Source organism: Bacillus sp. ISL-45, assembly GCF_018613195.1.
GTDB lineage: Bacteria > Bacillota > Bacilli > Bacillales > Cytobacillaceae > Mesobacillus.
On sequence record NZ_JAGGQQ010000008.1, the window covers coordinates 26,290 to 52,339 of the forward strand.

Consider the following 26,050-nt stretch of genomic DNA (forward strand, 5'->3'; position numbering starts at 1 on the left):
GGTTGATTCATAAAGATTATGGTTAGAAAATGAATTATTAATAAATAAGTTGATTGGAACGGAAGGTGCGAGACTCCTCCGAAAATGCTAACGCATTTCCATCGTGCGTGGGCGGATTCGTGGAAGCCATTCAATGTCCTGCGGGATCAGCGGGACAGGTGAGACCCCGCAGGCGATTTAGCGCTGAGGAGGCTCACCGCACGCCCCAAGGAAGAATTTGACTTTTGAAAAAGCCGGCAGGTGGGCTTTTTCATAATTCTTCCCAGCGGAAAGCGAAGCATCCTGGAGTGGAAATCAACTCATTAAATTTAACAAGTATAAAAATCAGTATAGTTTAAATTCATAAGAGATTGTGTATAAAGGTAGGACGTGGCATTAGAGAATTTTTGCAATGGACCTGGATTGGGCAAGGTGGCTTGTAGGAAAACTATGAGCCATCTTGCATTTTGTTAAGCTCTTTTTCGTAAAATAGCATTAGGTATTGGCTGCTGTGAACCGCTTTTTACAAGAGAGCAAGAATGTAAGGTGAGATTTGGTCCGGAAAAAACATCATGCAATTACAACTTTTATAGAAATTTTGCATCTCATTTACCAAATAATCTTATATAATCTAGGTATCAGCTAATACATACGACCTACTTCAGGATGTGAAATTTGTGAGATCTGTGTTGTTATCGGCAGGAGCTGTTATGGCAGCTGCAGCCATGTATTATCTTTACCAGCGTCAGCTAGGTGCGATATCTTTTTTCATTCTTTCGATTGTCTTTTTTTTCATGGCATATGCCCAGCTTAAAAAGCGAAAAAGGACTGGCAGCGGGAAAGTGGACGATGAAAGCGAAAAAAGGCAAGAAAACGACAGATAAAACTGGCATAAAGGTTTAGAATTTGTTTATAATGTAGAATATGCATTCTGGGATATTTTCCTTGTTTTCGGACGCAGGGCCGGGTAAGGCCTGGAATAGAGAAAGGAAGTGCGGAGATTGAGTTTAAGTCAATACTCAAAAGAAGAGCTTCAAGAAATGTCATTGATTGAAGTTGCCTTCGAAATTTTAAAAGAAAAGAAGCAAGCGATCACGTTCCAAGAGCTGATGACTGAAATCAAGAGCATTCTTAAGTTGGACGAGGCCGATATTAACGAAAAAATGGTTCAGTTCTATACAGATATAAACATAGATGGACGTTTCATGTCCCAGGGGGAAGGCCGCTGGGGACTTCGCGTCTGGTATCCTGTTGACCAAATCGAAGAAGACAATGTCACGACAGTCAAGCCTAAGAAAAAGAAATCGAAGAAGGCTGTTGATGAGGATGACCTCGATCTTGACGAATTCGATGAGATTGATGAGGAAGATCTTGATTTCGATGACATCGACGAATTTGATGAAGATGATGACGATGATGCCCTGGACGAAGATGATGATGAAGAAGAATTCGATGAGGACCTTGAAGACACTGACGACTTTGAAGACGATGACGAGTTGTTAAAAGACGAAGAGGAAGACGAAGAGCTGGCACTGGAAGATGAAGAGGACGAGGACGAAGAACTGTAATTAACAGCTTGACTTTTACCAGGACCGGCTGTAGAATACTTTTTGGGCTCCTTAAAAAAGGACGATTATGTAAAACAGCACCAAAACGCTCCCCATACTATGTATGCGGGGCGTTTTTTTTATTTTGTCAGGAAAGCTGAAAACCCCCGGTCAAATAGGTTTGCTGGTGAAAAGCAAACCACCGAAATAGTTAAAAATTTTATTAATAAATCAATTAAACAGGTACATATTGTACAAACTGTTTGATGAGGGGGATTACACAATGGCAAAGTATATTTTTGTAACAGGCGGCGTAGTTTCGTCATTAGGTAAGGGGATCACGGCAGCTTCTCTAGGCAGATTGCTGAAAAATAGGGGCATGAACGTCACAATCCAGAAATTCGACCCATACATCAACGTGGATCCGGGGACAATGAGTCCTTACCAGCACGGTGAAGTTTTCGTTACAGACGATGGAGCTGAAACGGATTTGGATCTTGGCCACTACGAGCGCTTTATCGATATCAATCTTAATAAGTATTCTAACGTGACGACAGGAAAGATCTATTCGACTGTCTTGAAAAAAGAACGCCGCGGTGACTACCTGGGCGGAACAGTACAGGTTATCCCGCATATCACGAATGAAATCAAAGACCGCGTTTTCCGTGCCGGAAAAGAAACAGGCGCTGACGTAGTCATCACTGAAATCGGCGGTACAGTAGGGGACATCGAATCACTGCCATTCCTTGAAGCGATCCGCCAGATTAAGAACGATGTTGGCCGTGACAATGTCATGTACATTCACTGTACATTGGTTCCTTATATCAAGGCGGCTGGTGAAATGAAGACGAAGCCAACCCAGCATAGCGTAAAAGAACTTCGCAGCCTTGGCATCCAGCCTAACATCATCGTTCTTCGTACAGAAATGCCAATTTCACAGGACATGAAGGACAAGATTGCTCTGTTCTGTGACATCGATAAAGAAGCGGTAATCGAAGCTGCAGATGCTGATACATTATATTCAATCCCTCTTGCCTTGCAGGAGCAGAAGATGGACCAGCTTGTATGCGACCACTTCAAGCTGGATTGCGGCGAAGCGGACATGACAGAATGGAATGCTCTTGTTGAGAAAGTAACGCATCTTTCCGATAAAACAAAAATTGCACTTGTCGGTAAATATGTGGAGCTTCAGGATGCCTACATTTCAGTGGTTGAATCACTGAAGCATGCAGGTTACGCATTTGACAGCGATATTGAAATCAAATGGGTAAACTCTGAAGAAGTAACAGAAGAGAATGTTGTTGAATTGCTGAACGACGTCGATGGCATCCTTGTTCCAGGCGGATTCGGCGACCGTGGTATCGAAGGGAAGATCCTTGCTACCAAATACGCGCGTGAAAACAAAGTGCCATTCTTCGGAATCTGCCTGGGCATGCAGCTGGCATCCGTTGAGTTCGCACGCCATGTTCTTGGCCTGAAAGACGCTCACTCTGCGGAAATCATGCCAAGCACGCCATACCCGATTATCGACCTTCTTCCAGAACAGAAGGATATCGAAGACCTTGGCGGAACACTTCGTCTTGGACTATATCCATGTAAGCTTGGTGAAGACACGAAAGCATTCGCGGCATATGGCGATGATTTGATTTACGAGCGCCACCGTCACCGTTATGAGTTCAACAATGAATATCGCCAGGCTATGGAAAGAGAAGGCTTCCTCTTCTCAGGAACAAGCCCGGATGGTCGTTTGGTAGAAATCATCGAACTGAAAGATCACCCATGGTTCCTGGCATCCCAGTTCCACCCTGAATTCACATCAAGACCAACACGCCCGCAGCCATTATTCAGGGACTTCATCGAAGCATCAATCAAGTCACGTAAATAACCCGCGGGGAAATAAGTAAAAAGCCGGTGAAATCACCGGCTTTTTTGTGTGTATATGGATTTTCAGTTGGCTTCATTGCAATACCTGTTGTCCCAAACCCACTCTGTTAGTACTCCTCCAAAATCTCCTCAATCGTGAATTTCAGCCCGAAGTAAATGAATAATGCGACGATGGAAGTAGGATAGCCGACTCTGTTGCCCATTTCATCAGGAAGGAGCCCTTTTTTGATTCTTAAATCGATGTGCACGTCAGCCAGAGTATCCAGACTTGCAGCTTCTTGATCGTCGCGAATAGTGGAGATGGACACAAATGGAATCCCTTTTCCCTGCAAGTCAAGCGCTGCTTCCACAGCTTCTATGTCATCTGCATACCTGCTTACAATCAGAACGCGATCAGCAGCCTCTAATTCTACTTCCTCTGTGAAAATCGCAGCAGATTGCAGAGGCTCCTCGCCATAGACGGCCTCAAGGGCAACTGCCTGCATCTCCTTCGTCCCTAAAATATAAATTGTGCCCTCACCAGCTGAAGCTTGTGCCAGCAGGCGCGCTCCATCCTCGATTGAAAATTCTTCTTTTTCCTGAAGTCTGTTGAACAAACCTGTCAGCTGTGTCGAAAACATTTTTAACATAACAGCACCTCCGTTTTTGCCAATACTGATTATAAAGTACTACAATGGGAATGAAAAAGCATCTGTCGAAAAATAAGTTTGAAAATATGGGAGGAATTTCAAGCATTTTAACGAATTGTGTAAATGGGGATAAGACGAAACCGTTTCCTGGACAAATACATTTAACAACATACTACATTATTAGGGGGAAGAGGCGGCATGAAAGAAAAAATACTTATTGTAGACGACCAGTTTGGCATCAGAATTCTACTTAATGAAGTGCTGCAAAAAGAAGGTTATCAAACGTATCAGGCTGCAAATGGCGTCCAGGCCCTGGATATCGTGAAAAAGCATCCACCTGATCTCGTTCTTTTGGACATGAAAATTCCTGGTATGGACGGAATTGAAATTCTAAAAAGAATGAAGGTAATCGATCCGGATATCCGCGTAATCATCATGACCGCTTACGGCGAACTCGATATGATCCAGGAAGCAATGGATTTGGGTGCGCTGACCCACTTCGCGAAGCCGTTCGATATCGACGACATCCGGGCAGCTGTAAAGAAATACTCACAAACCGTTTCGTGAATTTTATACAGTTTACATAGAAATGCCCTCTCGAACTTTCAGAGGGCATTTCCTTTTAAAAAGAAGAGGAAAACCCAGTTTCCAGACTAGTGAAACTATTGGTAGCGCTTGCTTTATAGCATTTTTATGACACTTGCAAAAACAAGGCTAGAACAATGGCAATTCTGATTTTCTTTTGGTATGATACTTATGAATTCCACAGGATCATTTCGTTTTGATGAATGCCATCTCGGGTACATAATCAAAAGCAGAGAAGGAAAACCTTTTAAAGGGTAGCATAGTCAAAAAGACGATTGATCATAAATGAAGGAGGAAATGATATGCCTTTAGTTTCAATGACTGAAATGCTGAAAAAAGCGAATGCAGAAGGCTACGCTGTAGGGCAGTTTAACTTAAATAACCTTGAATTTACTCAAGCGATCCTTCAGGCTGCAGAAGCTGAGAAGTCACCAGTAATCCTTGGTGTTTCTGAAGGTGCTGCACGCTACATGGGCGGCTTCAAAACAGTAGTAAAAATGGTAGAAGGATTGATGGAGGACTACAAAACAACAGTTCCTGTCGCAATCCACTTAGACCATGGTTCAAGCTTTGATAAATGTAAAGAAGCAATCGACGCAGGCTTCACTTCTGTCATGATTGACGCTTCACACGGTCCTTTCGAAGAGAATGTTGAAATCACTTCTAAAGTGGTAGAATACGCTCACTCAAAAGGTGTTTCTGTTGAAGCTGAATTGGGAGTAGTTGGCGGACAGGAAGATGATGTCGTTGCTGACGGAGTTATCTATGCAGATCCTAAAGAGTGTGAAGAACTTGTCCAGCGCACTGGCATCGACTGCCTGGCTCCAGCACTAGGATCTGTTCACGGCCCTTACAAAGGCGAACCGAACCTTGGCTTCAAGGAAATGGAAGAAATCAACAAGACTGCAGGCGTACCATTAGTATTGCACGGCGGAACTGGAATCCCTACAAAAGATATCCAGAAAGCTATTTCTTTCGGTACAGCTAAAGTCAACGTTAATACTGAAAACCAAATTGCTTCAGCTAAAGCAGTACGCGAAACTCTTGCTGCAAAGCCTGAAGAGTATGATCCACGTAAATATCTTGGACCAGCTCGTGACGCAATCAAAGAAACTGTAATCGGCAAAATGCGCGAATTCGGTTCTTCTAATAAAGCGTAATAGCATTAAAATTTTGTTATAATTAAAACCGCCTTACAATAAGGCGGTTTTTGTCCATTTATATCAGACTGAAAATTTTGTCGACTGGAGGCGTTTACAAATGAAGTTTTTTATCGATACTGCGAATATGGAAGAAATCCGCGAGGCCTATACTCTTGGAATCTTATCCGGGGTTACAACTAACCCGTCACTTGTGGCAAAAGAAAAGAATGTGAAGTTTGAAGACCGCTTGAAGGAAATTACTGAACTAGTTCCTGGTTCCGTCAGCGCGGAAGTCATCGCGCTAGATGCAGAAGGTATGATCAGAGAAGGAAAAGAGCTAGCTGCAATCGCTCCTAACATCACGATCAAAGTTCCGATGACACCAGAAGGTTTGAAGGCCGTATCTGTTTTTTCTAAAGAAGGAATTAAGACGAATGTAACATTGGTCTTCAGTGCGAACCAGGCATTGCTTGCAGCTAGGGCGGGAGCTACATACGTTTCACCATTCCTGGGCCGCCTGGATGATATTGGCCATAACGGCCTCGACCTGATTTCAACGATTGCCGACATCTTCACCATCCACGGCATCGACACAGAAATCATCGCCGCGTCCATCCGCCACCCACAGCATGTAACAGACGCAGCACTAAGAGGCGCACACATCGCAACCGTACCATACAAAGTCATCCAGCAAATGTTCAACCACCCGCTGACAGACAAAGGCATCGAAGCATTCCTGAAAGACTGGGAATCTCGCGGGCAGTAAATCGCAACACACATTAACGCATTACAGCACTGGGGGTCAGACCCCCAGTAGTTTAAAGTGTTAATGTGATGCTCGTTAGGAAGTTTTACCCAATTTAAACTTTTTTGCATTTTATTACATGAATTTGGGAATATCGTGTAAACTAAAGGAATAGAAAACTCCCGGAATCTGAGTATTTTTAATGGAAAAATGTTCCTTGTTGATTTCGGTAATCAAATCTAAGTAGAGCCTATATCGGTCTTAGCTGTAAAAAGTTTGCATCTCCAGCTTGACCTTAATACATCACGGCTTAGAAGGGAGTCAAAAATGGAAAAGCTTAAGATTGCAGGCGGCTATCCTTTAAAAGGGACTGTTAGGGTCAGCGGCGCAAAAAACAGTGCAGTGGCCTTGATCCCAGCAACGATTTTAGCTGAATCGCCTGTGACCATTGAAGGTTTGCCGGATATTTCCGACGTTCATATGCTCAAGGACTTGATGGAGGAGATCGGCGGTTCTGTTGAATTCTCGAACAATGAAATGACGGTGGATCCGTCTTCCATGATTTCCATGCCTTTGCCGAATGGAAAAGTGAAAAAGCTGCGAGCTTCATACTATTTAATGGGAGCGATGCTGGGCCGTTTCAAAAAGGCTGTCATCGGACTGCCGGGCGGCTGCCATTTGGGCCCAAGGCCAATCGACCAGCATATAAAAGGATTCGAAGCACTTGGTGCAAGCGTGACGAACGAACAGGGCGCGATTTACCTGCGTGCTGACGAGCTTCGCGGTGCGAGGATTTATCTTGACGTCGTCAGCGTTGGGGCGACGATCAACATCATGCTTGCTGCTGTCCGGGCAAAAGGGCGCACAATCATTGAAAATGCAGCAAAAGAGCCGGAAATCATTGATGTAGCAACCTTGCTTACCAATATGGGTGCGAAAATCAAAGGTGCTGGAACGGATGTCATCCGTATCGATGGTGTCGACGAACTTCACGGCTGCCGACATACGATCATTCCTGACCGGATCGAGGCAGGGACGTACTTGATCCTTGGCGCTGCCATTGGTGATGGTGTGACGATCGATAATGTCATTCCTCAGCATATTGAGTCACTTGTGGCCAAGCTGAAGGAAATGGGCGCTAAAATTGAAGCAAGCGATGAGCAAATTTATGTTGCGCCGTCGGAAAAATATAAAGCAATCGATATCAAGACGCTTGTGTACCCTGGCTTCCCGACCGATTTGCAGCAGCCATTCACTGCGCTTTTAACCAGAGCGGAGGGCTCAAGTGTCGTGACGGATACCATTTATGGCGCACGCTTCAAGCATATTGACGAACTGAGAAGAATGAATGCCAACATCAAGGTCGAGGGCAGATCGGCGATCATCAGCGGACCGGTCAAGCTTCAGGGAGCTAAAGTAAAGGCCAGTGACCTCCGTGCCGGAGCTGCGCTTGTCATTGCCGGACTGATGGCTGAAGGCGTCACTGAAATCACCGGTGTTGACCATATCGATCGCGGCTACAGCCATATCGTTGAAAAACTCAATGGACTCGGTGCCACGATTTGGCGTGAAGATATGACATCTGAAGAGCAAGAAGAGGTAAAAAAATCATAAAAAGTATAGTACAATAGAGCTGTACAATACAAAAAGTGGTGCTATTGCTTATCGGAATCGTAGAATAGTATAACCTATTTGACTGTCTAGCCGCCAACTGCGGCAGCATCAAAGTTTCGCTTTCTATACAGTTCCGCAGACATAATCGGCTAATGAGGAGAAAGCTGATAAATGGAACGGACTGAATAGGAAGGGATTTAGAGGTATGTTATTTCGGTAGGCATTAGCCCCTTTCATGATTAGGGGATGATCATATGGAACGTAGCTTGACGATGGAGCTTGTCCGCGTGACAGAGGCGGCGGCGCTTGCTTCAGCCCGCTGGATGGGACGCGGAAAAAAAGACGAAGCTGACGATGCTGCAACGTCGGCAATGAGAGATGTGTTCGACACCATCCCGATGAAAGGCACAGTCGTAATCGGTGAAGGGGAAATGGACGAAGCGCCGATGCTGTATATCGGTGAAAAGCTTGGGACAGGCTATGGCCCGCGTTTGGATGTTGCTGTCGATCCTTTGGAAGGAACGAACATTGTCGCATCTGGCGGCTGGAACGCCCTTGCAGTCCTTGCGGTAGCAGATAACGGCAACCTGCTTCACGCACCGGATATGTATATGGATAAACTTGCCGTTGGTCCTGAAGCGGTCGGAATGGTCGATATCAATGCTTCTGTTCTTGATAATCTGAAGGCAGTGGCTAAAGCGAAGAACAAGGATATTGAAGATGTTGTTGCGACGGTATTGAACCGTCCTCGCCATGAACATATCATTGCCCAGCTTCGTGAAGCAGGTGCAAGGATCAAGTTAATCAATGACGGAGATGTTGCTGGCGCCATCAATACAGCGTTTGATACTACCGGCGTGGATATCCTGTTCGGTTCAGGCGGAGCACCTGAGGGTGTCATCGCAGCAGTAGCGCTGAAAAGCCTCGGCGGCGAAATCCAGGGTAGATTGCTTCCACAAAATGACGCAGAACTTGAGCGTTGTAAAAAAATGGGCATCGATGTCAATAAAGTCCTCCTTATGGAAGATTTCGTCCGCGGTGACGATGCCATTTTCGCCGCAACAGGCGTAACCGATGGCGAACTGCTTAAAGGAGTCCAGTTCAAAGGCTCTTACGGCTCAACCCACTCAGTCGTCATGCGCGCAAAATCAGGCACTGTCCGCTTCATCGAAGGACAGCACAGCCTGAAGAAAAAGCCGCATTTGGTAATGAAATAATTTTATTTTTTTAAGAAGAACCGTAACCCTTACAAAACAGCTCCCTTTGCGGCGTAGTGCGGCTAAAGGGAGCTGATAAATAAAAAGATTGATTATTTTTCCTGTTTAAGGGTAAAATGAAAATTGTTTTACTGCTCATGTTGATTAGAATGAACACAAATCAGTTGTACACCTTCATTAATTCCTTCTTACAACCTTCAAAGGTAACTCATTTCTTCTTTTTCCATCCATACGCTGATATTCTTAATACATTTTTTATGGGGGAAATCGAAATATTTTAAGGCGTGGTGACATTATGGAAGTTAATATTTCAAGCTTAGAAAATATGAAATTAAAAGAGCTTTATGAACTCGCAAAGGAGTATAAAGTCTCTTACTACAGCAAATTAACGAAAAAGGAACTTATTTTTGCTATTTTAAAAGCGCGTGCAGAACAACAGGGCTATTTTTTCATGGAAGGTGTCCTGGAAATCATCCAATCAGAAGGCTTCGGTTTCCTGCGTCCGATCAATTATTCGCCAAGCTCTGAAGACATCTATATTTCGGCTTCGCAGATCCGCCGTTTTGATTTAAGGAACGGGGATAAAGTATCAGGAAAAGTCCGTCCTCCTAAAGAGAATGAACGTTATTTCGGCTTGCTCCAGGTTGAGGCAGTCAATGGAGATGATCCTGAATCGGCTAAGGAAAGGGTTCACTTCCCAGGATTGACGCCATTGTATCCTGATCGCCAGATGAAGCTGGAAACCACGCATAACAAAGTGTCAACAAGGATCATGGATGTCATCGCTCCAGTCGGTTTTGGCCAGCGCGGCTTAATCGTTGCTCCGCCAAAGGCCGGTAAGACGATGCTTTTAAAAGAAATCGCCAACAGTATTACAACGAACCATCCGGAAGCAGAACTGATCGTGCTATTGATCGATGAGCGTCCGGAAGAAGTAACAGATATCGAACGTTCCGTTGCCGGCGATGTTGTCAGCTCAACTTTTGACGAAGTGCCTGAAAACCACATCAAGGTTGCTGAACTTGTGCTTGAGCGCGCGATGCGTCTAGTTGAGCACAAGCGCGATGTCATCATCCTGATGGACAGCATCACCCGTCTAGCGCGTGCCTATAACCTTGTCATCCCGCCAAGCGGACGTACATTGTCCGGCGGTATCGACCCTGCGGCGTTCCACCGTCCGAAGCGCTTTTTCGGTGCTGCCCGTAATATCGAGGAAGGCGGCAGCTTGACAATCCTGGCGACAGCGCTTGTTGATACAGGCTCACGCATGGATGATGTCATTTATGAAGAATTCAAGGGAACGGGTAATATGGAACTTCACCTTGATCGTTCACTTGCCGAAAGAAGGATCTTCCCGGCCATCGACATCCGCAGATCCGGAACGCGTAAAGAAGAACTTCTTATTCCAAAGGATCATCTGGACAAGCTGTGGGCTATCCGCAAATCGATGTCAGATTCGCCGGATTTCGCGGAAAAATTCCTGCGCAAGCTGAGATTGTCCAAGTCGAATGAAGATTTCTTCGCTGTCCTTGGCGAAGAAATGAAGGGCAATAACAAGCGTTCTTAATACTAAAATTTGGTTGTAAAAACTGACTTGAATTATATAGTTGGACTTGTTATAATGAGGTCAGTGTGTTTTTCCAATAACGGTATAACCGTTGATTATAACTCTGTTTCGGATATGATTCAGGGCGGAAGGAGATGAAAAGAATGAAATCAGGAATTCATCCAAACTACAAAACAGTTAAGGTGACTTGCGCTTGCGGAAACGAATTCGAAACTGGTTCTGTAAAGAACGAGATTCGCGTTGAAACTTGCTCTGAGTGCCACCCATTCTATACTGGACGTCAGAAGTTTGCTGAAGCTGGCGGACGTGTTGACCGCTTCAACAAGAAATACGGTCTTAAAGACAACCAGTAATAGTAATATAAGAAACGACCAAACAGGCAAGAAGCTTTGTGACTTGCCTGTTTTTTATTTTGCTTTTTTTGAAAAGCTGCCTGTGTTTTGGGTACATAAATTTATTTTCGTGAACTTTAATATTGAGTCTGGATTCAGCACTGATTTTTGTTATAATGGAAAAAGCTGAAAAAAGTGTCGAACTTTTAAACAGGCTTTTTTCGTACCTTTATGGCATGAAGAAGCCGTAAAAATACGAAAACAGCTTACTTAGTGTAAGATAAGATTTTAATTTTTCGAATTTAAAAATTGTCTAGCTCCAGCGCCTAGCCAGTTTTCATCTATGACTAAACATCCTAGAGTATCTTGCGAGAAGCGTTAGCTTTAAGCAGCTAGAGTCGCTTCGGTCCGCTCGATGAAGTCAAAGAACGACTTCACCGTTCGGCCCTCCAGCGCTTGTCGCGGCTGCCCAAGGGCTTGCGTTTCCAAATTCGCCACCGAGGAAGGAGAGGCCGACCATGTACGTTATGAAACAAAGCGGTTGGATCGAACTGATCTGCGGCAGCATGTTCTCGGGTAAATCCGAGGAACTAATCCGCCGCGTGCGCAGAACTCAATTCGCCAAGCAAAAAATTGCTGTATTCAAGCCTGCGATTGATAACCGCTACAGCGAAGAATCGGTTGTATCACACAACGGAACTGCAGTTACTGCAAAGCCTATTGCCAACTCTACTGATATTTTCAAGCATATCAACCCTGATATCGATGTCATTGCCATTGATGAAGTGCAATTTTTTGACAATGAAATCCTGCAGGTAATCCAGCATCTTGCAGACAGCGGGTACCGTGTGATCGTTGCCGGCCTGGATCAGGATTTCCGCGGCGAGCCATTCGGACAGATGCCTGCGTTAATGGCGGTCGCCGAAAATGTGACCAAGCTTCAGGCTGTTTGTGCGGTCTGCGGTTCGCCATCAAGCCGTACACAGCGTTTGATCAACGGCAAGCCAGCCTCTTATGATGACCCGATCATCCTCGTTGGCGCGTCTGAATCCTACGAACCGCGGTGCAGACACCACCATGAAGTACCAAAATCACCAAATGAGCTGAAAATCGAGAAAACGACTGAAAGCTTAAAATAGAATGTTTTGATCCTCCCGTGAGCGGGGGGATTTTTTTGCGGTATTCTTCCTATATTTGGATGACGGCACGATTATCCGTCTTTTTTGGGCAATTATTGCTGAACATGGAAAGATTATTGGCCAACTTCGGGAAAATATCACTTATCTTCGGGCAATTATCCAACTTGAGTAAGAGAATAATTTTTCCAGTTAAGGATTCCTGCAAAAAAAAATACTTTTTCTGAGAAAAAGCACCAATATTTTAATCAAATTGAGCAGCATTCTTACCGAAAACGCATGATACATCCTTGAAAAGGGCAACTTAACCACGGGAGGTGCCATAATTTGAAAAAATTACTCATGTTGCTTGTGTTTGTAGTGGTTATGGTCGCGGGATGTGGTCAGGATAATACCGAATCAGTTTATGACAAGGATGAAGACCAGGCTGGCATGGATTTGAATAGAGATGATGATGGAGTCCGCGAAGGAGACGGTCCGAATTTCACGAGGGACCAGGATGACGGCATGACAATGACCGACCAGAACCCGAATTTGCTGAACACCGATAACGAAAACCACTATAGCTTTTCCCAGGACGTCCAAAAAGCGAAGGATGTCATTTCTGATGCAGGCTATGAGCCGGGCTCGATCTGGATCAACGGCGGCGAAATGAACGTTACTGCACAACTTCAAGGCCGCGTGACCAGAAAAGACCGTGAAAATGCCCAAAAGACACTGCAGGAAAAGCTGACCAGAGCATTGCCGCGTTATGACATTAACGTTGATATTCAATAGAAGTTCGCAGTGCAGCAGCATGCTCGTAAAAAGGGCATGCTTTTTCCGTTATAAGGTGCCTGTACAAGGGCACTTTCGTGTTTCTGCATTCATAAGAAAGTTAACCTTTTCACTCCAGTTCTATTACTTGCCGAGGCTGACCTGACAGAGGCGTTTGCACTCTTCTAGTCACAATGGCTTTGACTGAGGGTGTCACCTATACTATAATTAGAATGTTATGCTATGTAATTGCACTTATTGAATAACCGGTAATACACAATGTGAATAGAGGAATAATCCATTTAAAAGGATATTAAAATAGAGGTGAATGTCCGTGTTTGATCGTCTTCAAGCAGTTGAGGATCGTTATGAAAGATTGAATGAGCTATTGAGTGACCCGGAAGTTGTCAACGACTCCAAGAAGCTCCGCGAGTATTCAAAAGAGCAATCCGACATCCAGGAAACCGTCATGGCTTATCGTGAATATAAAGAAGTCAAAGAACAGCTGACAGATGCAAAAGCGATGCTCGAGGAAAAGCTCGATGCTGAGATGCGCGAGATGGTAAAGGAAGAAATTTCTGAGCTAGAACCGCGAATCGAGGAGCTTGAAGCTCGCATCAAGGTCCTTCTGATCCCTAAAGATCCTAACGATGACAAGAACGTTATCATGGAAATCCGCGGCGCTGCAGGCGGCGATGAAGCTGCTCTGTTTGCCGGCGACCTTTACAGGATGTACAGCCGTTATGCGGAATCACAGGGCTGGAAAACGGAAATCATCGATGCCAGCACCACGGGCGTGGGCGGTTTCAAAGAGATCATCTTCATGATCAATGGGAATGGCGCATATTCCAAAATGAAGTTCGAAAATGGCGCGCACCGCGTCCAGCGTGTTCCGGAAACAGAATCAGGCGGCCGTATCCATACTTCAACAGCTACTGTTGCATGCCTTCCTGAAGCAGAAGAAGTGGAAATCGAGCTGCATGATAAAGACATCCGCTTTGACGCATTTGCGTCCAGCGGTGCAGGCGGACAGTCTGTTAACACGACCATGTCAGCTGTACGTCTGACGCATATCCCAACTGGAATCGTCGTCTCATGCCAAGATGAAAAATCCCAGCATAAAAACAAAGACAAGGCGATGAAGGTACTTCGTGCCCGCGTCTATGACAAGTTCCAGCAGGAAGCGCAGGCAGAGTATGACCAGGTCCGTAAATCTGCTGTAGGTACAGGGGACCGCTCTGAGCGTATCCGCACGTACAACTTCCCGCAAAACCGCGTGACCGATCACCGTATCGGCCTGACGATCCAGAAGCTTGACCAGATCCTTCAGGGCAAGATGGATGAGATCATCGAAGCGCTTGTTATGGAAGACCAGTCTCAAAGGCTTGAGAGTGCAAACAATGAGTAATGTCAGGATATTTGAAGCCCTCAATTGGGCTTCTTCTTTTTTAAAAGAACATAATCGTGAGGAGTTCGCCGGCGAGCTATTGCTGCGGCACTATTCGGGGCTGTCCCGCACTTCCATGCTGATGAAGATGCGCGATGGACTGGATGACGAAGTATGGACCGAGTTCCAGACTGCTGTAAAAAGGCATACAGCTGGCGAGCCGATTCAATATATCATTGGCAGCGAGGAGTTTTACGGCCGCCGTTTTGAAGTAAATGAACATGTGCTGATTCCCCGGCCGGAAACGGAAGAACTTGTTTATGGAACACTCCAGCGGCTGGACCGCCTTTTTCCGGAAAGCAATCAAATGGACCTTGTCGATGTCGGCACCGGCAGCGGCGCGATTTCAGTTACCTTGAAGCTGGAAAAGCCAGAATTGAAAGTGACAGCGGTTGACCTTTCCAAAGACGCTCTCGAGGTGGCGCGGAAAAATGCCAGCGAGCTTGGTGCTGAAATCGAGTTTTTACATGGCGACCTGCTCCAGCCGCTCATTTTACAGGGAAAAAAAGTCGATGCGGTCATCTCGAACCCGCCATATATACCAGTTGCGGACCTGGAGTGGATGTCAGACATCGTCACTGAGCATGAACCGCATATGGCGCTTTTTGCAGGAGAAGATGGATTGGACCTGTATCGCCGGTTCATGGAGGAACTTCCGCATATTTTAAAAGAAAAAGCATTGGTTGGCTTTGAAATCGGCACTGGCCAGGGTGAAGCAGTAAGAGGATTGCTGGAAAAAACCTTCCCGCATGCCAAAGTTGAGATTGTTTTTGATATTAATGGCAAGGACCGGATGGTTTTCGCTGAGTTGGACTCCTGATAAAAAAGGGGTCCATTTTTTTCAAAATTACTAGTTTAAGAATCTATCAAACTGTCCACACTGTTTACTAGTGAAGGGACGGTGCGAGAGATGATGATGAAAAAATCAGCCGCTATTATATACATATTATTACTATGTGCAGGTACAATTTTAAGTTTATATACACCAAAAAATGAAGTGACCGCGAAGGAAGCGATGGTTATTCCGAATGAGGCGATCCGCTTGAGGATCCTCGCCGACAGTGACCTGGAAAAGGACCAGAATATCAAACGCCTGATCCGCGATGAAGTGAACAAAGAAATCACGACTTGGGTCCAGGAGCTGACGTCAATCGAGGCAGCGAGGGAAGTCATCCAATCCAGGCTTCCGGAAATCCAGGCAATCGCGGAAAGAGTTGTCGCCGCTGAAGGCTCAAATCAATCTGTAAAAACGGAGTTTGACAAAGTCCAGTTTCCTACTAAATTATATGGTCAGTTCCTCTATCCAGCAGGCGAGTACGAAGCAATCCTGATCACGATTGGCGAAGGCGAAGGTGCGAACTGGTGGTGCGTCCTCTATCCGCCCCTATGCTTCCTTGATTTCTCAAACGGTGAAGCAACAAGCGAAGGCTTCGATGAGAACGACAGCAAAGGTGATGTAAAAGCGGATGCAGAAGACGAGTCTGCTGATGCCAAGCTTGATGATGAGAAAAAAGATAGTAAAAAAGGCAAGAAAAAGGTATATGAAGGCGGCGAAGAAGAAGAGGTTGAGGTATCATTCTTCCTCGTCGAGATCTGGAACAGGATTTTCGGATGAAATAAACCCCTGCGCAGGCCGCAGGGGCTTATTTATGGTATTCCTCGATTTTTTCGAACAGCTAACTAATGTCGAGCTTTGCTTCTATTAAATATTCTGTGCAAACCGCTCATCTGGAATCTTGTTGAGCATCACATAAAGTGTGACTGGCTCAGATCCGGTGTTTTTATAGGCTAGTTCCTCGGTGCCGCCCAGGTGGACGGTTTCGTTTGCTGCTGCCGCGATCTCTTCACCGTCGACTATGAAAGTGCCTTCGCCCTGCATCGTTAAAATGAACACTTCCGTACCTGGATGTGTGTGCTTAGGCAGCTCCTGCCCTGGCATGAAGTTCAGCAGGAAGACAGTACTGTCACCTTTTTTAAATACAATCCTTTTCGTAAAACGTTCTTCGCTGAATTCCTGGTATTGTTTCAATGATTGTTTTTCCATCGTAAAATTCCTCCCTATTGCCTGTTGATCATTATAGGTGCAATCTGGCTCAAACGCTCGAACAGGGCTTTCCCGCCGTCGGTTTCATTCAAGCCTGTTTCCGTAAGAGTTTCGTGCATCAGCTTCAGCCATGCCTGGGCGCGCGCCGGTGTTATTTCGAATGGCATATGCCGCACTCTCATATTAGGCGGCCCGAATTCCTCGCTGTAAAGGGCGCCGCCTCCGGTCAGTTGCGTGAGGAACATCCACTGCTTCCGTTTGATTTCCTCCATATCACCCTCGAACAAGGGGCTGAGTTCCTCATTTTCGTATACCTTTGGATAAAAAGTATCGACAATTTTTCGGATCGATTCGTCTCCGCCAATCCGTTCATATATTGTTTTGATTTCCATCTCGTACCCCCTTTTTGAGAAAGGTTTTCAATTGATTACCTTTATTATAACCATACAAAATGGCTCACATAGTGACTTAAATCACTCACTTATGAATTTTTCACTATGAGAAGCTAGGTAACATTTGCTAGCTTCTCGTAAGAAATACTTGGTAAAAGAGGAAAAATGTTTGTTAGAATTTCCAAAAATATTACAGTGTTGGAACAAGCATATTACATTCCCCTAATACTAGTTTGATAATGGGAGAATCCGGATATTTAAAGTAGTGTAACATCAAAACTTAGATTTCAAGGAGGATGATTTAAAATGGCTAAAAATAATCGAAACAATAATAATGAAGATAAGATGTCTCGAGAAGAAAGAGGTCGCATGGGTGGCGAAGCAACAGCTGAGAACCATGGCAGCGAATTCTACCAGGAAATAGGCAGAAAAGGCGGCGAGGCGACAGCTGAAAGTCACGATAAAGAATTCTACCAAGAAATCGGTAAAAAGGGTGGAGAAGCTACTGCTGAAAGTCATGATAGCGACTTCTACCAGGAAATCGGTAAAAAAGGTGGCGAAGCAACATCCGAAAGCCACGATAAGGAATTCTATCAGGAGATCGGCCGCAAAGGCGGAGAAACGACTTCTGAAAACCACGACCGAAGCTTCTATGAAGAAATCGGCGAAAAAGGCGGCAATGCCCGCAATAACAACAACAATAACTAATCTGTTGGCTTAAAAAGCCTGGAATTTAAGGATGCACGGCAGCTTTCATTTTTAATGGAGGCTGCCGTGTTTTCTTTTTGTCCTTTTTAGGTTCTACTTTTTCATGTCTCTCATATCTATTTACTAGAATCTTATTTTTGAGGTGATAGATATGACGTGGAAAATCAGGAGTGCGAATCAAGAGGATTTACCAAAGCTGGAGGCTTTTTTAACAGAGGCAGGAGTGAGCCCGGAAGGATTGAGTGACTCAATCAAAAACTTTTCACTAATGGAAAACCAGGACGGTGAGCTTAAGGCATGTCTTGGAGTAGAGCCAGTGGATCAAGCAGGCTTGCTCCGTTCATTTGTCGTATCCCCGCAAATTGGCCAGCCGGATTTGATGCTTCTGTTTAAACGGGCATTCCTAACAGCGAAAAATCAGGAGCTTGAAGAGCTTTATCTGGTTACGAACAAGATGAGTGCGGTATCTTTCTTCAGCAGCCTGGGATTTGAGATGGTAAACCAATCAGAGCTTCCCGATTCTCTTCTTGAAAAAAGCCATTTAAAACAAGTTCTAACTGTGGATAACTCCGCAATTATGAAAATAATTCTGTGAATTGTGGATTAATCCACAAAGTTATCCACGGAATCGTTAAAACTATACACAATTTGTGGATAAAAACTTGAGTTCTGCTTATTCTTCTTTTATACTTTCATAGAAATAGACTAGTTTAGCGAGAAGTAAAAGGTGGATGTACATGCAAACACAAATGTGGACAGTGGATAAGAATGTGGATAATTTAAAAACATATCCACAAATCAGCGAAGCTGGACAAAAACTGAAGCAAAATGAAGTCGTCGCTTTTCCGACAGAAACGGTTTATGGTCTCGGCGGGAACGCCAAAAGCGATGAAGCTGTCTTGAAAATATTCGAAGCAAAAGGAAGACCTGGGGATAACCCATTGATTATCCATATCGCCAATCGTGAGCAAATTCATGCCTTTGTAAAAGAAATCCCCAATCAGGCACAAGTGCTCATGGATGCTTTTTGGCCTGGTCCGTTGACCATCATCCTGGAAAAGAAGGATGGTGTGCTTTCAGAAAAAGCAACGGCAGGGTTATCCACAGTTGCCGTCAGGATGCCCGACCATCCGGTAGCTCTGGCGCTCATTGAAGCATCTGGCTTGCCGCTGGCTGCCCCAAGCGCAAATCTGTCAGGCAAGCCAAGCCCGACGACTGCTGATCATGTTGCCGATGATTTGACCGGCCGGATTGCCGGGATTGTCAATGGCGGAGCGACCGGCGTCGGCCTTGAATCCACAGTGGTCGATTGCACCGGCAAGATTCCGGCGATTTTAAGGCCGGGCGGCGTCACGAAGGAACAGCTTGAAGCAGTAGTCGGCGAGGTCTCGGTAGATCCGGCCCTGAAGGATTCAGACCAGGCGCCAAAATCCCCCGGGATGAAATATCGCCATTATGCACCGAATGCTCCATTCTATCTTGTTGACGGAAAAAGAGAAGAAATCCAGCAGCTCGTGAATGAAAAGCGGAGCGAAGGCATGAAAGTCGGCGTGATGACAACCAAGGAAAACAAAGAGTTTTATGATGCCGATATTGTGATCGCCTGTGGTGAAAGAGCCAGACTGGAAGCAGTGGCAGAAGCTCTTTATGACACACTTCGGGCCTTCAACCTGGAGGATCTCGATATCATTTTCGGCGAAATTTTCCCGGAACGTGGCGTCGGCCAGGCCATCATGAACCGGCTGTCAAAAGCATCCGGACTGCCGCTTATTAAAAAATAATACATTACAGAGAAGCGCTTCAATTATGAGGCGCTTTTTATCGTAAAAAGGCCCCCTTGTGGAGGAAGTATTGGTTGAGAAGGATGAAATATTGTAAGGAGGCGATTTAATACCAGTTGGTGAAAATATATTACCAGTTGAGAGCATTTTAATAACAGTTGAAAACGATATAATACCAGTTGAAAATAATATATTACCAGTTGAAGCGAATTCCCCTCCTTGGAAACATTCCTTTGAACAAGACTCTTGATCAATTCAAACTGGAAAAATCCTGCTTCTAAATCCTATTGGACGTGCATATGCTGAATTAGCAAGTCCGAGGGGGCGAAGACATGACAGCAATAGCCGGCGAATTATTCACACTGATGTTGATGGCATTCGCGTTGGGGATGGATGCCTTTTCCGTAGGTCTCGGAATGGGCATGTTCAGACTGACGAAAAGGCATATTTTTAAAATTGGCGTTACGATTGGTTTGTTCCATGTGTGGATGCCGCTGCTGGGAATGGTGGCAGGGAGATTTTTGTCCGAGCAGTTCGGAGCAATAGCAGGATATATTGGAGGCCTGCTTCTGATCGTGCTGGGTGTCCAGATGATTTGGGCAAGCTTCAAGGAAGATGAGACTAGCGTGATTACCCCGGTTGGCAAGGGTTTATTTATTTTTGCCCTTAGCGTCAGCCTTGACAGTTTTTCAGTAGGATTGACCCTTGGAATCTACGGCGCAAGGACGCTGCTTGTTCTGATTTGTTTTGGAGTCGCGGCAATGGTCCTTACGTGGGCGGGCCTCCTGATTGGAAAAAGGGTACAGGGATGGCTTGGTACATACAGTGAAGCATTGGGTGGCAGCATTCTGCTCGCTTTCGGCCTCAAATTACTTCTTCCGCTATAAAATTTTACGCACCTGTTCGTCAGGTGTATTTTTTTTGCGAAGCTCTTTTCTCAAACTTTATTGCTTTTGACTGCAAAATAGGATTGATATCCTATTTTTCTTTGCAAAGTTGACACTATTGTGAGAAAAGAGCATGCAAACTTAATACCGACCTGCAAAATGGCCTTCTATTACGTTAAAATCGGCTTTAGGATTTTAACAACAATCTTTACGAAAACAGCATTTTTCGAAAATGAAATTGCTGAACGATTATCATATAATGAAGAAAAGTCATTCACAGGAGGGACAAGCATGGCGCGCATTTTATTTGTCTGTACCGGAAACACATGCCGCAGCCCAATGGCGGAAGCGATTTTAAAAAGCAAACAGCTCCCTGGAGTAGAGGTGAAATCGGCAGGAGTATATGCCCCGAATGGAGCTGAAGCTTCTGCGAACGCGAAGACCGTTCTCGAGGAAAACGATATCAGCCATGATCATCGTTCCTCGATGTTAACAAGGGATGAAATCGACTGGGCAACCCTGGTTCTGACGATGACACAAAGCCATAAAGGGCTGGTCATGAACCAATATCCATTCGCTGCGGATAAAATTTTTACCTTAAAAGAATTTGCTGAGGAAACGGGAAACCTGGATGTAGCAGATCCGTTTGGCGGAAATGAACAAATTTATCGTGAAGCTTTTAAAGAAATTCAAAAAAGTATCGAAAGAATCCTCGATAAAATCCGATAAAACCCTTGAGGAGTTTTTATTATTTTTTCAGGGGGATTATCAGTGGGGTCTAAACGCAGCTACAAAATGGGGTTAAGAAAGAAAATGGTCATGCTGACGACTGTGTTGGCGATCATCACTTATTCAACGAGCGCATTTTTTATTTATTTCCTGCAGCCTTATGTCCAGAGTTTAATCGAAGTAAATTCGGTCGTTTATAACGTAGCGGTTCTTGGAATGGGGATTTTCTGGTCAGGCCTGCTAGCGTATATGGCTGCCGGATTGATCATCAAGCCATTGCAAAAGCTGGAGCAATCTGCATTAAAAGCAGCACAGGGTGAAATTGGCGAGGATGCGGAAGTCTCGAAATCGGATGATGAAATCCGCTCTTTGGGAATGGCCTTCAACAATATGCTCGCAAACCTGCGTGAAATGGTCAGTCAGATTGATAGTAACTTCAAGGAAACAAATGAAAAAGTCATCCAGATATCCGGACAATCTGCGGCAGCATCTGAGCAGGCGTCGATTATCTCGACAACGATCAAGGAAATTGCCGCGGGAGCTGATTCTTCGGCATTGTCAACACAGACAACTGCTGAGTCTGTGGATGAAGTCATCCGGATCGCCGAGGATGTCCAGGAAAAAGCGCGGACATCTGAATCAATTTCCGTGGAAATGGTCAAAGACCTGCAGGAATCGAAGAATGCGATTCACTCGCTGATTTCCGGCATCGAGACACTGGCAAATGATAACCGTGAATCACTGGGCACGGTAAAACGATTGGAAGAGAACGCGACGAAAGTAGAGCAAATCATCCAGCTTGTTGGCGATATTGCGGCTCAAACAAACTTGCTTGCCTTGAACGCATCGATTGAGGCAGCTCGTGCTGGCGAGCATGGGAAAGGATTTGCTGTGGTTGCCGAAGAAGTCAGGAAGCTGGCAGACCAGAGTGCGGGCGCTGTCCAGGGAATATCCGAACTGATCCAGAACATCCAGTCTGAAGTCCAGAACGTTGTCGGACAGATCGGCAGACAGGTCGAAACCGCGAACAGAGAAGCGAAAAAAGGCGAGAGAACGAACCAGGTGATCGACGCAATGACATCCACGATTCATGAGATGGCTGACGTCATCCACGCAATCGCCGCGCTGGTCGAGACCCAAATGGAAACCATCCAGCATACATCCACCCAATCGCAGGAAATGGCGGCAATCGCAGAAGAAACCTCAGCCGGAGCACTCAGCGTAGCATCAGCAGCAGAGCAGCAGGCAGAAGTCATCTCCAATGTCGAAGACCTCGCCGTTGAACTGAAGAATCAGGCGGAAAAACTAAAAGGCACGATTACGAAGTTTTCGTTATAATTTCTGGACCACAGCTGCGTGCTGTGGTTTTTGTTTTAATTCACTGGAAAAAATGAAGCGGAATTTCCAATTCGCTATAAAAATGAAAAAGTCGCTATAAAAAATAGAAACTCGCTATAAAAATGAAAAAGTCGCTATAAAAATGAAAAAGTCGCTATAAAAGATAAAAACTCGCTATAAAATTTTTCTTGATCCGATTTGTGTATGAACAGCTAAAATATCGACGCAAACCAACTCGTTTTCTTTATAAATCGAAGCGATTATGAGAAAATAACGATAGATTTGATCGCCCCGCAAGCCGGGAATACATAGGAGGATTTTACAATGAAAGTTGCTATTGCTTCAGACCATGGCGGAGTGAATATCCGCGAAGAAATTAAGAATTTGATGGACGAAATGAATATCCAGTATGAAGATTTCGGCTGCGAATGCGGTACATCTGTTGACTATCCAGACTATGCGCTTCCGGTTGCCGAGAAAGTGGCGAACGGTGAGTTTGACAAAGGGATCCTGATTTGCGGAACAGGAATCGGCATGAGCATTGCCGCAAACAAGGTAAAAGGAATCCGCTGCGCGCTCGTGCATGACGTATTCAGCGCAAAAGCGACACGCCAGCATAATGACAGCAATGTCCTGGCGATGGGCGAACGTGTAATTGGACCAGGACTGGCGCGTGAAATCGCAGCCGTATGGCTTTCAGAAGAATACGAAGGCGGCCGCCACGAAAACCGAGTCGGTAAAATTAAGGAGTATGAAAATAAATAACTTCCAGCCTATTTGCAAGGAATATCAAATACCAATGTAATGGAGGCGTTACAACTGGCTATCGAACAATGGAAAGCAGAATTGAACTCCATCCTTACTGAATTTAATGAACAGGTGCAGCTGAAAAAAGGCCAGGTGCTGGTCGTCGGCTGCAGCACGAGTGAAATCATCGGCAAGCGGATCGGCACAGCCGGTACGGATGAGGTGGCGGAAATGGTCTTCAGCCAGCTCCGCGAACTCCAGAAGAAAACGGGCGTCCAGCTGGCATTCCAGTGCTGCGAGCATTTGAACCGGGCGATTGTCGTCGAGAGGGAAACAGCACACCAGAAGCAGCTGGAAGAAGTGACGGTCATTCCAGTCAGGACCGCGGGCGGCGCAATGGCAGCTTACGCCTATCAAAACCTCGGAGATGCAGTGGTCGTCGAGTTCATCAAGGCTGACGCCGGCATCGATATCGGCGATACGCTGATTGGCATGCAAATGAAGCATGTCGCTGTGCCAGTAAGAGTGAAGCAAAAAAGCATCGGTCATGCTCATGTTACCCTGGCGAAGACGAGACCGAAGCTGATCGGCGGCACCCGTGCGGTTTACGAACAAACAAAAGAAAACGAGTCTTGCTGACAGGGGAAAGGCAATGGAGGAAAACACAGGCCTGATAATCAGTTTTCCTTTTACCTTCTTCCTTTCCTTTCATTATAATATCGGCTAAAATAAGAATGAATTTTCTAATAACGGAACCACGCAATACATATAAGAGGGGGAACTTAAGTGAAGCACTTGTCACAGCAGGACAGCCAGCTATATGCTGCAATGCAGGATGAATTGAAGCGTCAGCGCACGAAAATCGAATTGATAGCATCAGAGAACTTTGTCAGCGAAGCCGTAATGGAGGCACAGGGGTCTGTACTTACAAATAAGTACGCAGAAGGCTATCCGGGCCGCCGCTATTATGGCGGGTGTGAATATGTCGATGTTGCCGAAAACATCGCCCGCGACCGCGCGAAGGAAATTTTCGGCGCCGAGCATGTCAATGTCCAGCCGCACTCAGGCGCGCAGGCCAATATGGCCGTTTACTTCACGATTCTTGAGCATGGAGACACTGTGCTTGGGATGAATCTTTCACACGGCGGACATTTGACGCACGGAAGCCCGGTAAACTTCAGCGGCGTTCAGTATAATTTCGTTGAGTATGGTGTTGATGAAGATACTCATATGATCAACTATGATGTCGTTCTTGAAAAAGCTCGCGAGCATAAGCCGAAGCTGATTGTTGCCGGTGCGAGTGCTTACCCGAGAGCGATCGACTTCAAGCGATTCCGTGAAATCGCCGATGAAGTGGGCGCATACCTGATGGTCGATATGGCGCATATCGCTGGACTGGTCGCAGCAGGCCTGCATCAGAATCCGGTGCCGTATGCTGACTTTGTTACAACGACTACTCATAAAACTCTTCGCGGCCCGCGCGGCGGAATGATCCTCTGCAAAGAAGAATTCGCGAAGAAAATTGATAAGTCCATCTTCCCTGGCATCCAGGGCGGCCCGCTGATGCACGTCATCGCTGCTAAAGCAGTTGCATTCGGTGAAGCGCTCCAGGATTCTTTTAAAGAATACGCACAGAATATCATTTCCAATGCGAACCGCCTTGCAGAAGGCTTGAAGAAGGAAGGCATCGACCTTGTATCGGCCGGTACAGACAACCATTTGCTATTGGTTGACCTGCGTTCACTTGGCCTGACTGGGAAAGTAGCGGAAAAGGTTCTTGATGATATCGGCATAACCGTCAATAAAAACACGATTCCATTCGATCCAGAAAGCCCATTTGTAACAAGCGGAATCCGCATCGGTACAGCCGCCGTCACAAGCCGCGGCTTCGGACATGCAGAAATGGACGAAATCGCATCACTCATCGCCTTCACATTGAAAAATCACGAAGACGAAGCGAAGCTGGAAGAAGCGAAGAATCGCGTCGAAGATCTAACTAGCAAGTTCGAACTATATCCAGAGAGATAAGTTTTCACCCGGCGGTCCTCCATGAATGAGGGCCGCTTTTTCAGGGGAAAATCATTAGGCTGTAGCGGTTGCTTGTCCAGAGGTTTTTCTGTAAAATTAGACGAAGTGTGATTCAACAAATCTTACATATAACATACAGGTGTTCACTACTCACTTACCTTTAAAAGGAGCGATACACATGGCAAAAGTATACGTATTTGACCATCCATTGATCCAGCATAAACTTACTTATATCCGCGAAAAAAGCACAGGCACGAAGGAATTTCGCGAGCTTGTAGATGAAGTAGCAACGCTGATGGCGTTCGAAATCACGCGTGACATGCCGCTTGAGGAAATTGAAATTGAAACACCGGTCGAAAAGACAAAATCGAAGGTATTATCAGGCAAGAAGCTTGGGATTATCCCGATCCTTCGCGCAGGCATCGGAATGGTTGACGGCATCCTGAAATTGATCCCGGCAGCGAAGGTAGGACATATCGGACTTTACCGCGATCCGGAAACATTGATGCCGGTTGAATACTATGTAAAACTTCCAAGTGACGTGGAGGAGCGCGATTTTATCGTCGTCGATCCAATGCTTGCGACAGGTGGATCTGCCGTCGAAGCAATCAACTCTCTTAAAAAGCGAGGCGCGAAGCATATCAAATTCATGTGTTTGATTGCGGCTCCAGAAGGGGTAGAAACGGTAAAAGAAGCGCACCCTGATGTTGACATTTACATCGCTGCCCTCGATGAAAAGCTGAATGACCACGGATACATCGTACCTGGACTAGGAGACGCAGGAGACCGTTTATTCGGGACAAAATAAGGAGTGTT

Annotated in this window: 28 protein-coding genes; 25 read left to right on the forward strand and 3 right to left on the reverse strand. The window is 45.5% G+C overall.

Annotated elements, in window-relative coordinates:
* Positions 1-656: 656 nt before the first annotated feature.
* From J7E35_RS10515 to J7E35_RS10525, 3 genes are all read left to right on the forward strand, one after another.
* Entirely contained in the window at positions 657-863 is a 207-nt protein-coding gene (locus J7E35_RS10515; protein WP_214780091.1) for a hypothetical protein, read from the forward strand.
* A 117-nt stretch (positions 864-980) separates the two neighbouring features.
* A complete protein-coding gene (gene rpoE, locus J7E35_RS10520; protein ID WP_214779548.1) occupies positions 981-1,547 on the forward strand; it encodes a DNA-directed RNA polymerase subunit delta in 567 nt (188 codons plus the stop codon).
* 262 nt (positions 1,548-1,809) lie between these two features.
* Entirely contained in the window at positions 1,810-3,411 is a 1,602-nt protein-coding gene (locus J7E35_RS10525; RefSeq protein WP_214779550.1) for a CTP synthase, read from the forward strand.
* 106 nt (positions 3,412-3,517) lie between these two features.
* Here J7E35_RS10525 and J7E35_RS10530 read toward each other — a convergent pair whose 3' ends face one another.
* Complete coding sequence (locus tag J7E35_RS10530) at positions 3,518-4,039, reverse strand: DUF2529 domain-containing protein (protein ID WP_214779552.1); 522 nt, start codon at positions 4,037-4,039, stop codon at positions 3,518-3,520.
* Positions 4,040-4,237: 198 nt separating this feature from the next.
* Here J7E35_RS10530 and J7E35_RS10535 point away from each other — a divergent pair, with 198 nt between their 5' ends.
* The 12 genes from J7E35_RS10535 to spoIIR all read left to right on the forward strand — a co-directional run bounded on the left by J7E35_RS10535 (position 4,238) and on the right by spoIIR (position 16,195).
* Positions 4,238-4,606 carry a response regulator gene (locus J7E35_RS10535; protein ID WP_041964634.1) on the forward strand — a complete coding sequence of 123 codons (369 nt, stop codon included), beginning with the start codon at positions 4,238-4,240 and terminating at the stop codon, positions 4,604-4,606.
* Between the two features lie 320 nt (positions 4,607-4,926).
* On the forward strand, positions 4,927-5,784 hold the full coding sequence (locus tag J7E35_RS10540) for a class II fructose-bisphosphate aldolase (protein ID WP_214779554.1): 858 nt from the start codon (positions 4,927-4,929) through the stop codon (positions 5,782-5,784).
* Between the two features lie 100 nt (positions 5,785-5,884).
* Complete coding sequence (gene fsa, locus J7E35_RS10545; RefSeq protein WP_214735491.1) at positions 5,885-6,532, forward strand: fructose-6-phosphate aldolase; 648 nt, start codon at positions 5,885-5,887, stop codon at positions 6,530-6,532.
* A 306-nt stretch (positions 6,533-6,838) separates the two neighbouring features.
* On the forward strand, positions 6,839-8,125 hold the full coding sequence (locus J7E35_RS10550; protein WP_214779556.1) for a UDP-N-acetylglucosamine 1-carboxyvinyltransferase: 1,287 nt from the start codon (positions 6,839-6,841) through the stop codon (positions 8,123-8,125).
* 254 nt (positions 8,126-8,379) lie between these two features.
* Positions 8,380-9,342, forward strand: a complete 963-nt coding sequence (gene glpX, locus J7E35_RS10555; RefSeq protein WP_041964630.1) for a class II fructose-bisphosphatase — start codon at positions 8,380-8,382, stop codon at positions 9,340-9,342.
* A 292-nt stretch (positions 9,343-9,634) separates the two neighbouring features.
* Positions 9,635-10,909, forward strand: a complete 1,275-nt coding sequence (gene rho, locus J7E35_RS10560) for a transcription termination factor Rho (protein ID WP_167831280.1) — start codon at positions 9,635-9,637, stop codon at positions 10,907-10,909.
* A gap of 143 nt (positions 10,910-11,052) precedes the next feature.
* Entirely contained in the window at positions 11,053-11,262 is a 210-nt protein-coding gene (rpmE, locus tag J7E35_RS10565) for a 50S ribosomal protein L31 (protein WP_214779559.1), read from the forward strand.
* Between the two features lie 497 nt (positions 11,263-11,759).
* Positions 11,760-12,380 (forward strand): thymidine kinase, encoded by a 621-nt coding sequence (locus tag J7E35_RS10570; RefSeq protein ID WP_214779561.1) that lies wholly within the window; start codon positions 11,760-11,762, stop codon positions 12,378-12,380.
* Positions 12,381-12,704: 324 nt separating this feature from the next.
* Positions 12,705-13,154, forward strand: coding sequence for a hypothetical protein (locus J7E35_RS10575; protein ID WP_214779562.1), 450 nt, complete (start codon positions 12,705-12,707; stop codon positions 13,152-13,154).
* A 313-nt stretch (positions 13,155-13,467) separates the two neighbouring features.
* Entirely contained in the window at positions 13,468-14,541 is a 1,074-nt protein-coding gene (gene prfA / locus J7E35_RS10580; RefSeq protein ID WP_214779564.1) for a peptide chain release factor 1, read from the forward strand.
* Positions 14,534-15,400, forward strand: coding sequence for a peptide chain release factor N(5)-glutamine methyltransferase (gene prmC, locus J7E35_RS10585; RefSeq protein ID WP_214779566.1), 867 nt, complete (start codon positions 14,534-14,536; stop codon positions 15,398-15,400). Before prfA ends, prmC begins: the two co-directional genes overlap by 8 nt.
* Positions 15,401-15,493: 93 nt before the next feature.
* Complete coding sequence (spoIIR, locus tag J7E35_RS10590; RefSeq protein WP_214779568.1) at positions 15,494-16,195, forward strand: stage II sporulation protein R; 702 nt, start codon at positions 15,494-15,496, stop codon at positions 16,193-16,195.
* An 87-nt stretch (positions 16,196-16,282) separates the two neighbouring features.
* Here the strand turns inward: spoIIR and J7E35_RS10595 are convergent, their stop codons facing one another.
* The gene (locus J7E35_RS10595; protein WP_214779570.1) at positions 16,283-16,624 is read right to left on the reverse strand and encodes a cupin domain-containing protein; all 342 of its coding nucleotides are present in this window, start codon (positions 16,622-16,624) and stop codon (positions 16,283-16,285) included.
* 14 nt (positions 16,625-16,638) lie between these two features.
* Positions 16,639-17,016: a globin domain-containing protein gene (locus tag J7E35_RS10600; protein WP_214779572.1), complete on the reverse strand. Its 378-nt coding sequence runs from the start codon at positions 17,014-17,016 to the stop codon at positions 16,639-16,641.
* A gap of 306 nt (positions 17,017-17,322) precedes the next feature.
* Between J7E35_RS10600 and J7E35_RS10605 the strand changes: the two genes are divergently transcribed.
* From J7E35_RS10605 to upp, 10 genes are all read left to right on the forward strand, one after another.
* Positions 17,323-17,724, forward strand: coding sequence for a KGG domain-containing protein (locus J7E35_RS10605; RefSeq protein ID WP_214779574.1), 402 nt, complete (start codon positions 17,323-17,325; stop codon positions 17,722-17,724).
* A gap of 151 nt (positions 17,725-17,875) precedes the next feature.
* Entirely contained in the window at positions 17,876-18,319 is a 444-nt protein-coding gene (locus J7E35_RS10610; RefSeq protein ID WP_214779576.1) for a GNAT family N-acetyltransferase, read from the forward strand.
* 142 nt (positions 18,320-18,461) lie between these two features.
* On the forward strand, positions 18,462-19,505 hold the full coding sequence (locus J7E35_RS10615; RefSeq protein ID WP_214779577.1) for an L-threonylcarbamoyladenylate synthase: 1,044 nt from the start codon (positions 18,462-18,464) through the stop codon (positions 19,503-19,505).
* A 332-nt stretch (positions 19,506-19,837) separates the two neighbouring features.
* Positions 19,838-20,392, forward strand: a complete 555-nt coding sequence (locus tag J7E35_RS10620) for a manganese efflux pump MntP (protein WP_214738671.1) — start codon at positions 19,838-19,840, stop codon at positions 20,390-20,392.
* A gap of 291 nt (positions 20,393-20,683) precedes the next feature.
* Positions 20,684-21,121: a low molecular weight protein arginine phosphatase gene (locus J7E35_RS10625; protein ID WP_214779578.1), complete on the forward strand. Its 438-nt coding sequence runs from the start codon at positions 20,684-20,686 to the stop codon at positions 21,119-21,121.
* A 42-nt stretch (positions 21,122-21,163) separates the two neighbouring features.
* Entirely contained in the window at positions 21,164-22,459 is a 1,296-nt protein-coding gene (locus J7E35_RS10630; protein ID WP_353050358.1) for a methyl-accepting chemotaxis protein, read from the forward strand.
* Between the two features lie 324 nt (positions 22,460-22,783).
* Entirely contained in the window at positions 22,784-23,224 is a 441-nt protein-coding gene (gene rpiB / locus J7E35_RS10635) for a ribose 5-phosphate isomerase B (RefSeq protein ID WP_167831099.1), read from the forward strand.
* Positions 23,225-23,263: 39 nt separating this feature from the next.
* Positions 23,264-23,845 carry a TIGR01440 family protein gene (locus J7E35_RS10640; protein ID WP_214779579.1) on the forward strand — a complete coding sequence of 194 codons (582 nt, stop codon included), beginning with the start codon at positions 23,264-23,266 and terminating at the stop codon, positions 23,843-23,845.
* A gap of 147 nt (positions 23,846-23,992) precedes the next feature.
* Positions 23,993-25,234 (forward strand): serine hydroxymethyltransferase, encoded by a 1,242-nt coding sequence (locus J7E35_RS10645; protein WP_214779580.1) that lies wholly within the window; start codon positions 23,993-23,995, stop codon positions 25,232-25,234.
* A 178-nt stretch (positions 25,235-25,412) separates the two neighbouring features.
* A complete protein-coding gene (gene upp, locus J7E35_RS10650; RefSeq protein WP_079506306.1) occupies positions 25,413-26,042 on the forward strand; it encodes a uracil phosphoribosyltransferase in 630 nt (209 codons plus the stop codon).
* Positions 26,043-26,050 lie beyond the last annotated feature (8 nt).

Bases quoted from the DNA above. Each gene is read 5' to 3' on its own strand.
- J7E35_RS10530 (WP_214779552.1), bottom strand. From the start codon at position 4,039: ATGTTAAAAATGTTTTCGACACAGCTGACAGGTTTGTTCAACAGACTT.
- J7E35_RS10600 (WP_214779572.1), bottom strand. From the start codon at position 17,016: ATGGAAATCAAAACAATATATGAACGGATTGGCGGAGACGAATCGATC.
- J7E35_RS10595 (WP_214779570.1), bottom strand. From the start codon at position 16,624: ATGGAAAAACAATCATTGAAACAATACCAGGAATTCAGCGAAGAACGT.
- J7E35_RS10540 (WP_214779554.1), top strand. From the start codon at position 4,927: ATGCCTTTAGTTTCAATGACTGAAATGCTGAAAAAAGCGAATGCAGAA.
- J7E35_RS10605 (WP_214779574.1), top strand. From the start codon at position 17,323: ATGGCTAAAAATAATCGAAACAATAATAATGAAGATAAGATGTCTCGA.
- J7E35_RS10525 (WP_214779550.1), top strand. From the start codon at position 1,810: ATGGCAAAGTATATTTTTGTAACAGGCGGCGTAGTTTCGTCATTAGGT.
- glpX (WP_041964630.1), top strand. From the start codon at position 8,380: ATGGAACGTAGCTTGACGATGGAGCTTGTCCGCGTGACAGAGGCGGCG.
- rpiB (WP_167831099.1), top strand. From the start codon at position 22,784: ATGAAAGTTGCTATTGCTTCAGACCATGGCGGAGTGAATATCCGCGAA.
- J7E35_RS10625 (WP_214779578.1), top strand. From the start codon at position 20,684: ATGGCGCGCATTTTATTTGTCTGTACCGGAAACACATGCCGCAGCCCA.
- fsa (WP_214735491.1), top strand. From the start codon at position 5,885: ATGAAGTTTTTTATCGATACTGCGAATATGGAAGAAATCCGCGAGGCC.
- upp (WP_079506306.1), top strand. From the start codon at position 25,413: ATGGCAAAAGTATACGTATTTGACCATCCATTGATCCAGCATAAACTT.
- prmC (WP_214779566.1), top strand. From the start codon at position 14,534: ATGAGTAATGTCAGGATATTTGAAGCCCTCAATTGGGCTTCTTCTTTT.
- J7E35_RS10570 (WP_214779561.1), top strand. From the start codon at position 11,760: ATGTACGTTATGAAACAAAGCGGTTGGATCGAACTGATCTGCGGCAGC.
- J7E35_RS10610 (WP_214779576.1), top strand. From the start codon at position 17,876: ATGACGTGGAAAATCAGGAGTGCGAATCAAGAGGATTTACCAAAGCTG.
- J7E35_RS10535 (WP_041964634.1), top strand. From the start codon at position 4,238: ATGAAAGAAAAAATACTTATTGTAGACGACCAGTTTGGCATCAGAATT.
- J7E35_RS10640 (WP_214779579.1), top strand. From the start codon at position 23,264: ATGGAGGCGTTACAACTGGCTATCGAACAATGGAAAGCAGAATTGAAC.
- spoIIR (WP_214779568.1), top strand. From the start codon at position 15,494: ATGATGAAAAAATCAGCCGCTATTATATACATATTATTACTATGTGCA.
- rpmE (WP_214779559.1), top strand. From the start codon at position 11,053: ATGAAATCAGGAATTCATCCAAACTACAAAACAGTTAAGGTGACTTGC.
- J7E35_RS10550 (WP_214779556.1), top strand. From the start codon at position 6,839: ATGGAAAAGCTTAAGATTGCAGGCGGCTATCCTTTAAAAGGGACTGTT.
- J7E35_RS10615 (WP_214779577.1), top strand. From the start codon at position 18,462: ATGCAAACACAAATGTGGACAGTGGATAAGAATGTGGATAATTTAAAA.
- J7E35_RS10620 (WP_214738671.1), top strand. From the start codon at position 19,838: ATGACAGCAATAGCCGGCGAATTATTCACACTGATGTTGATGGCATTC.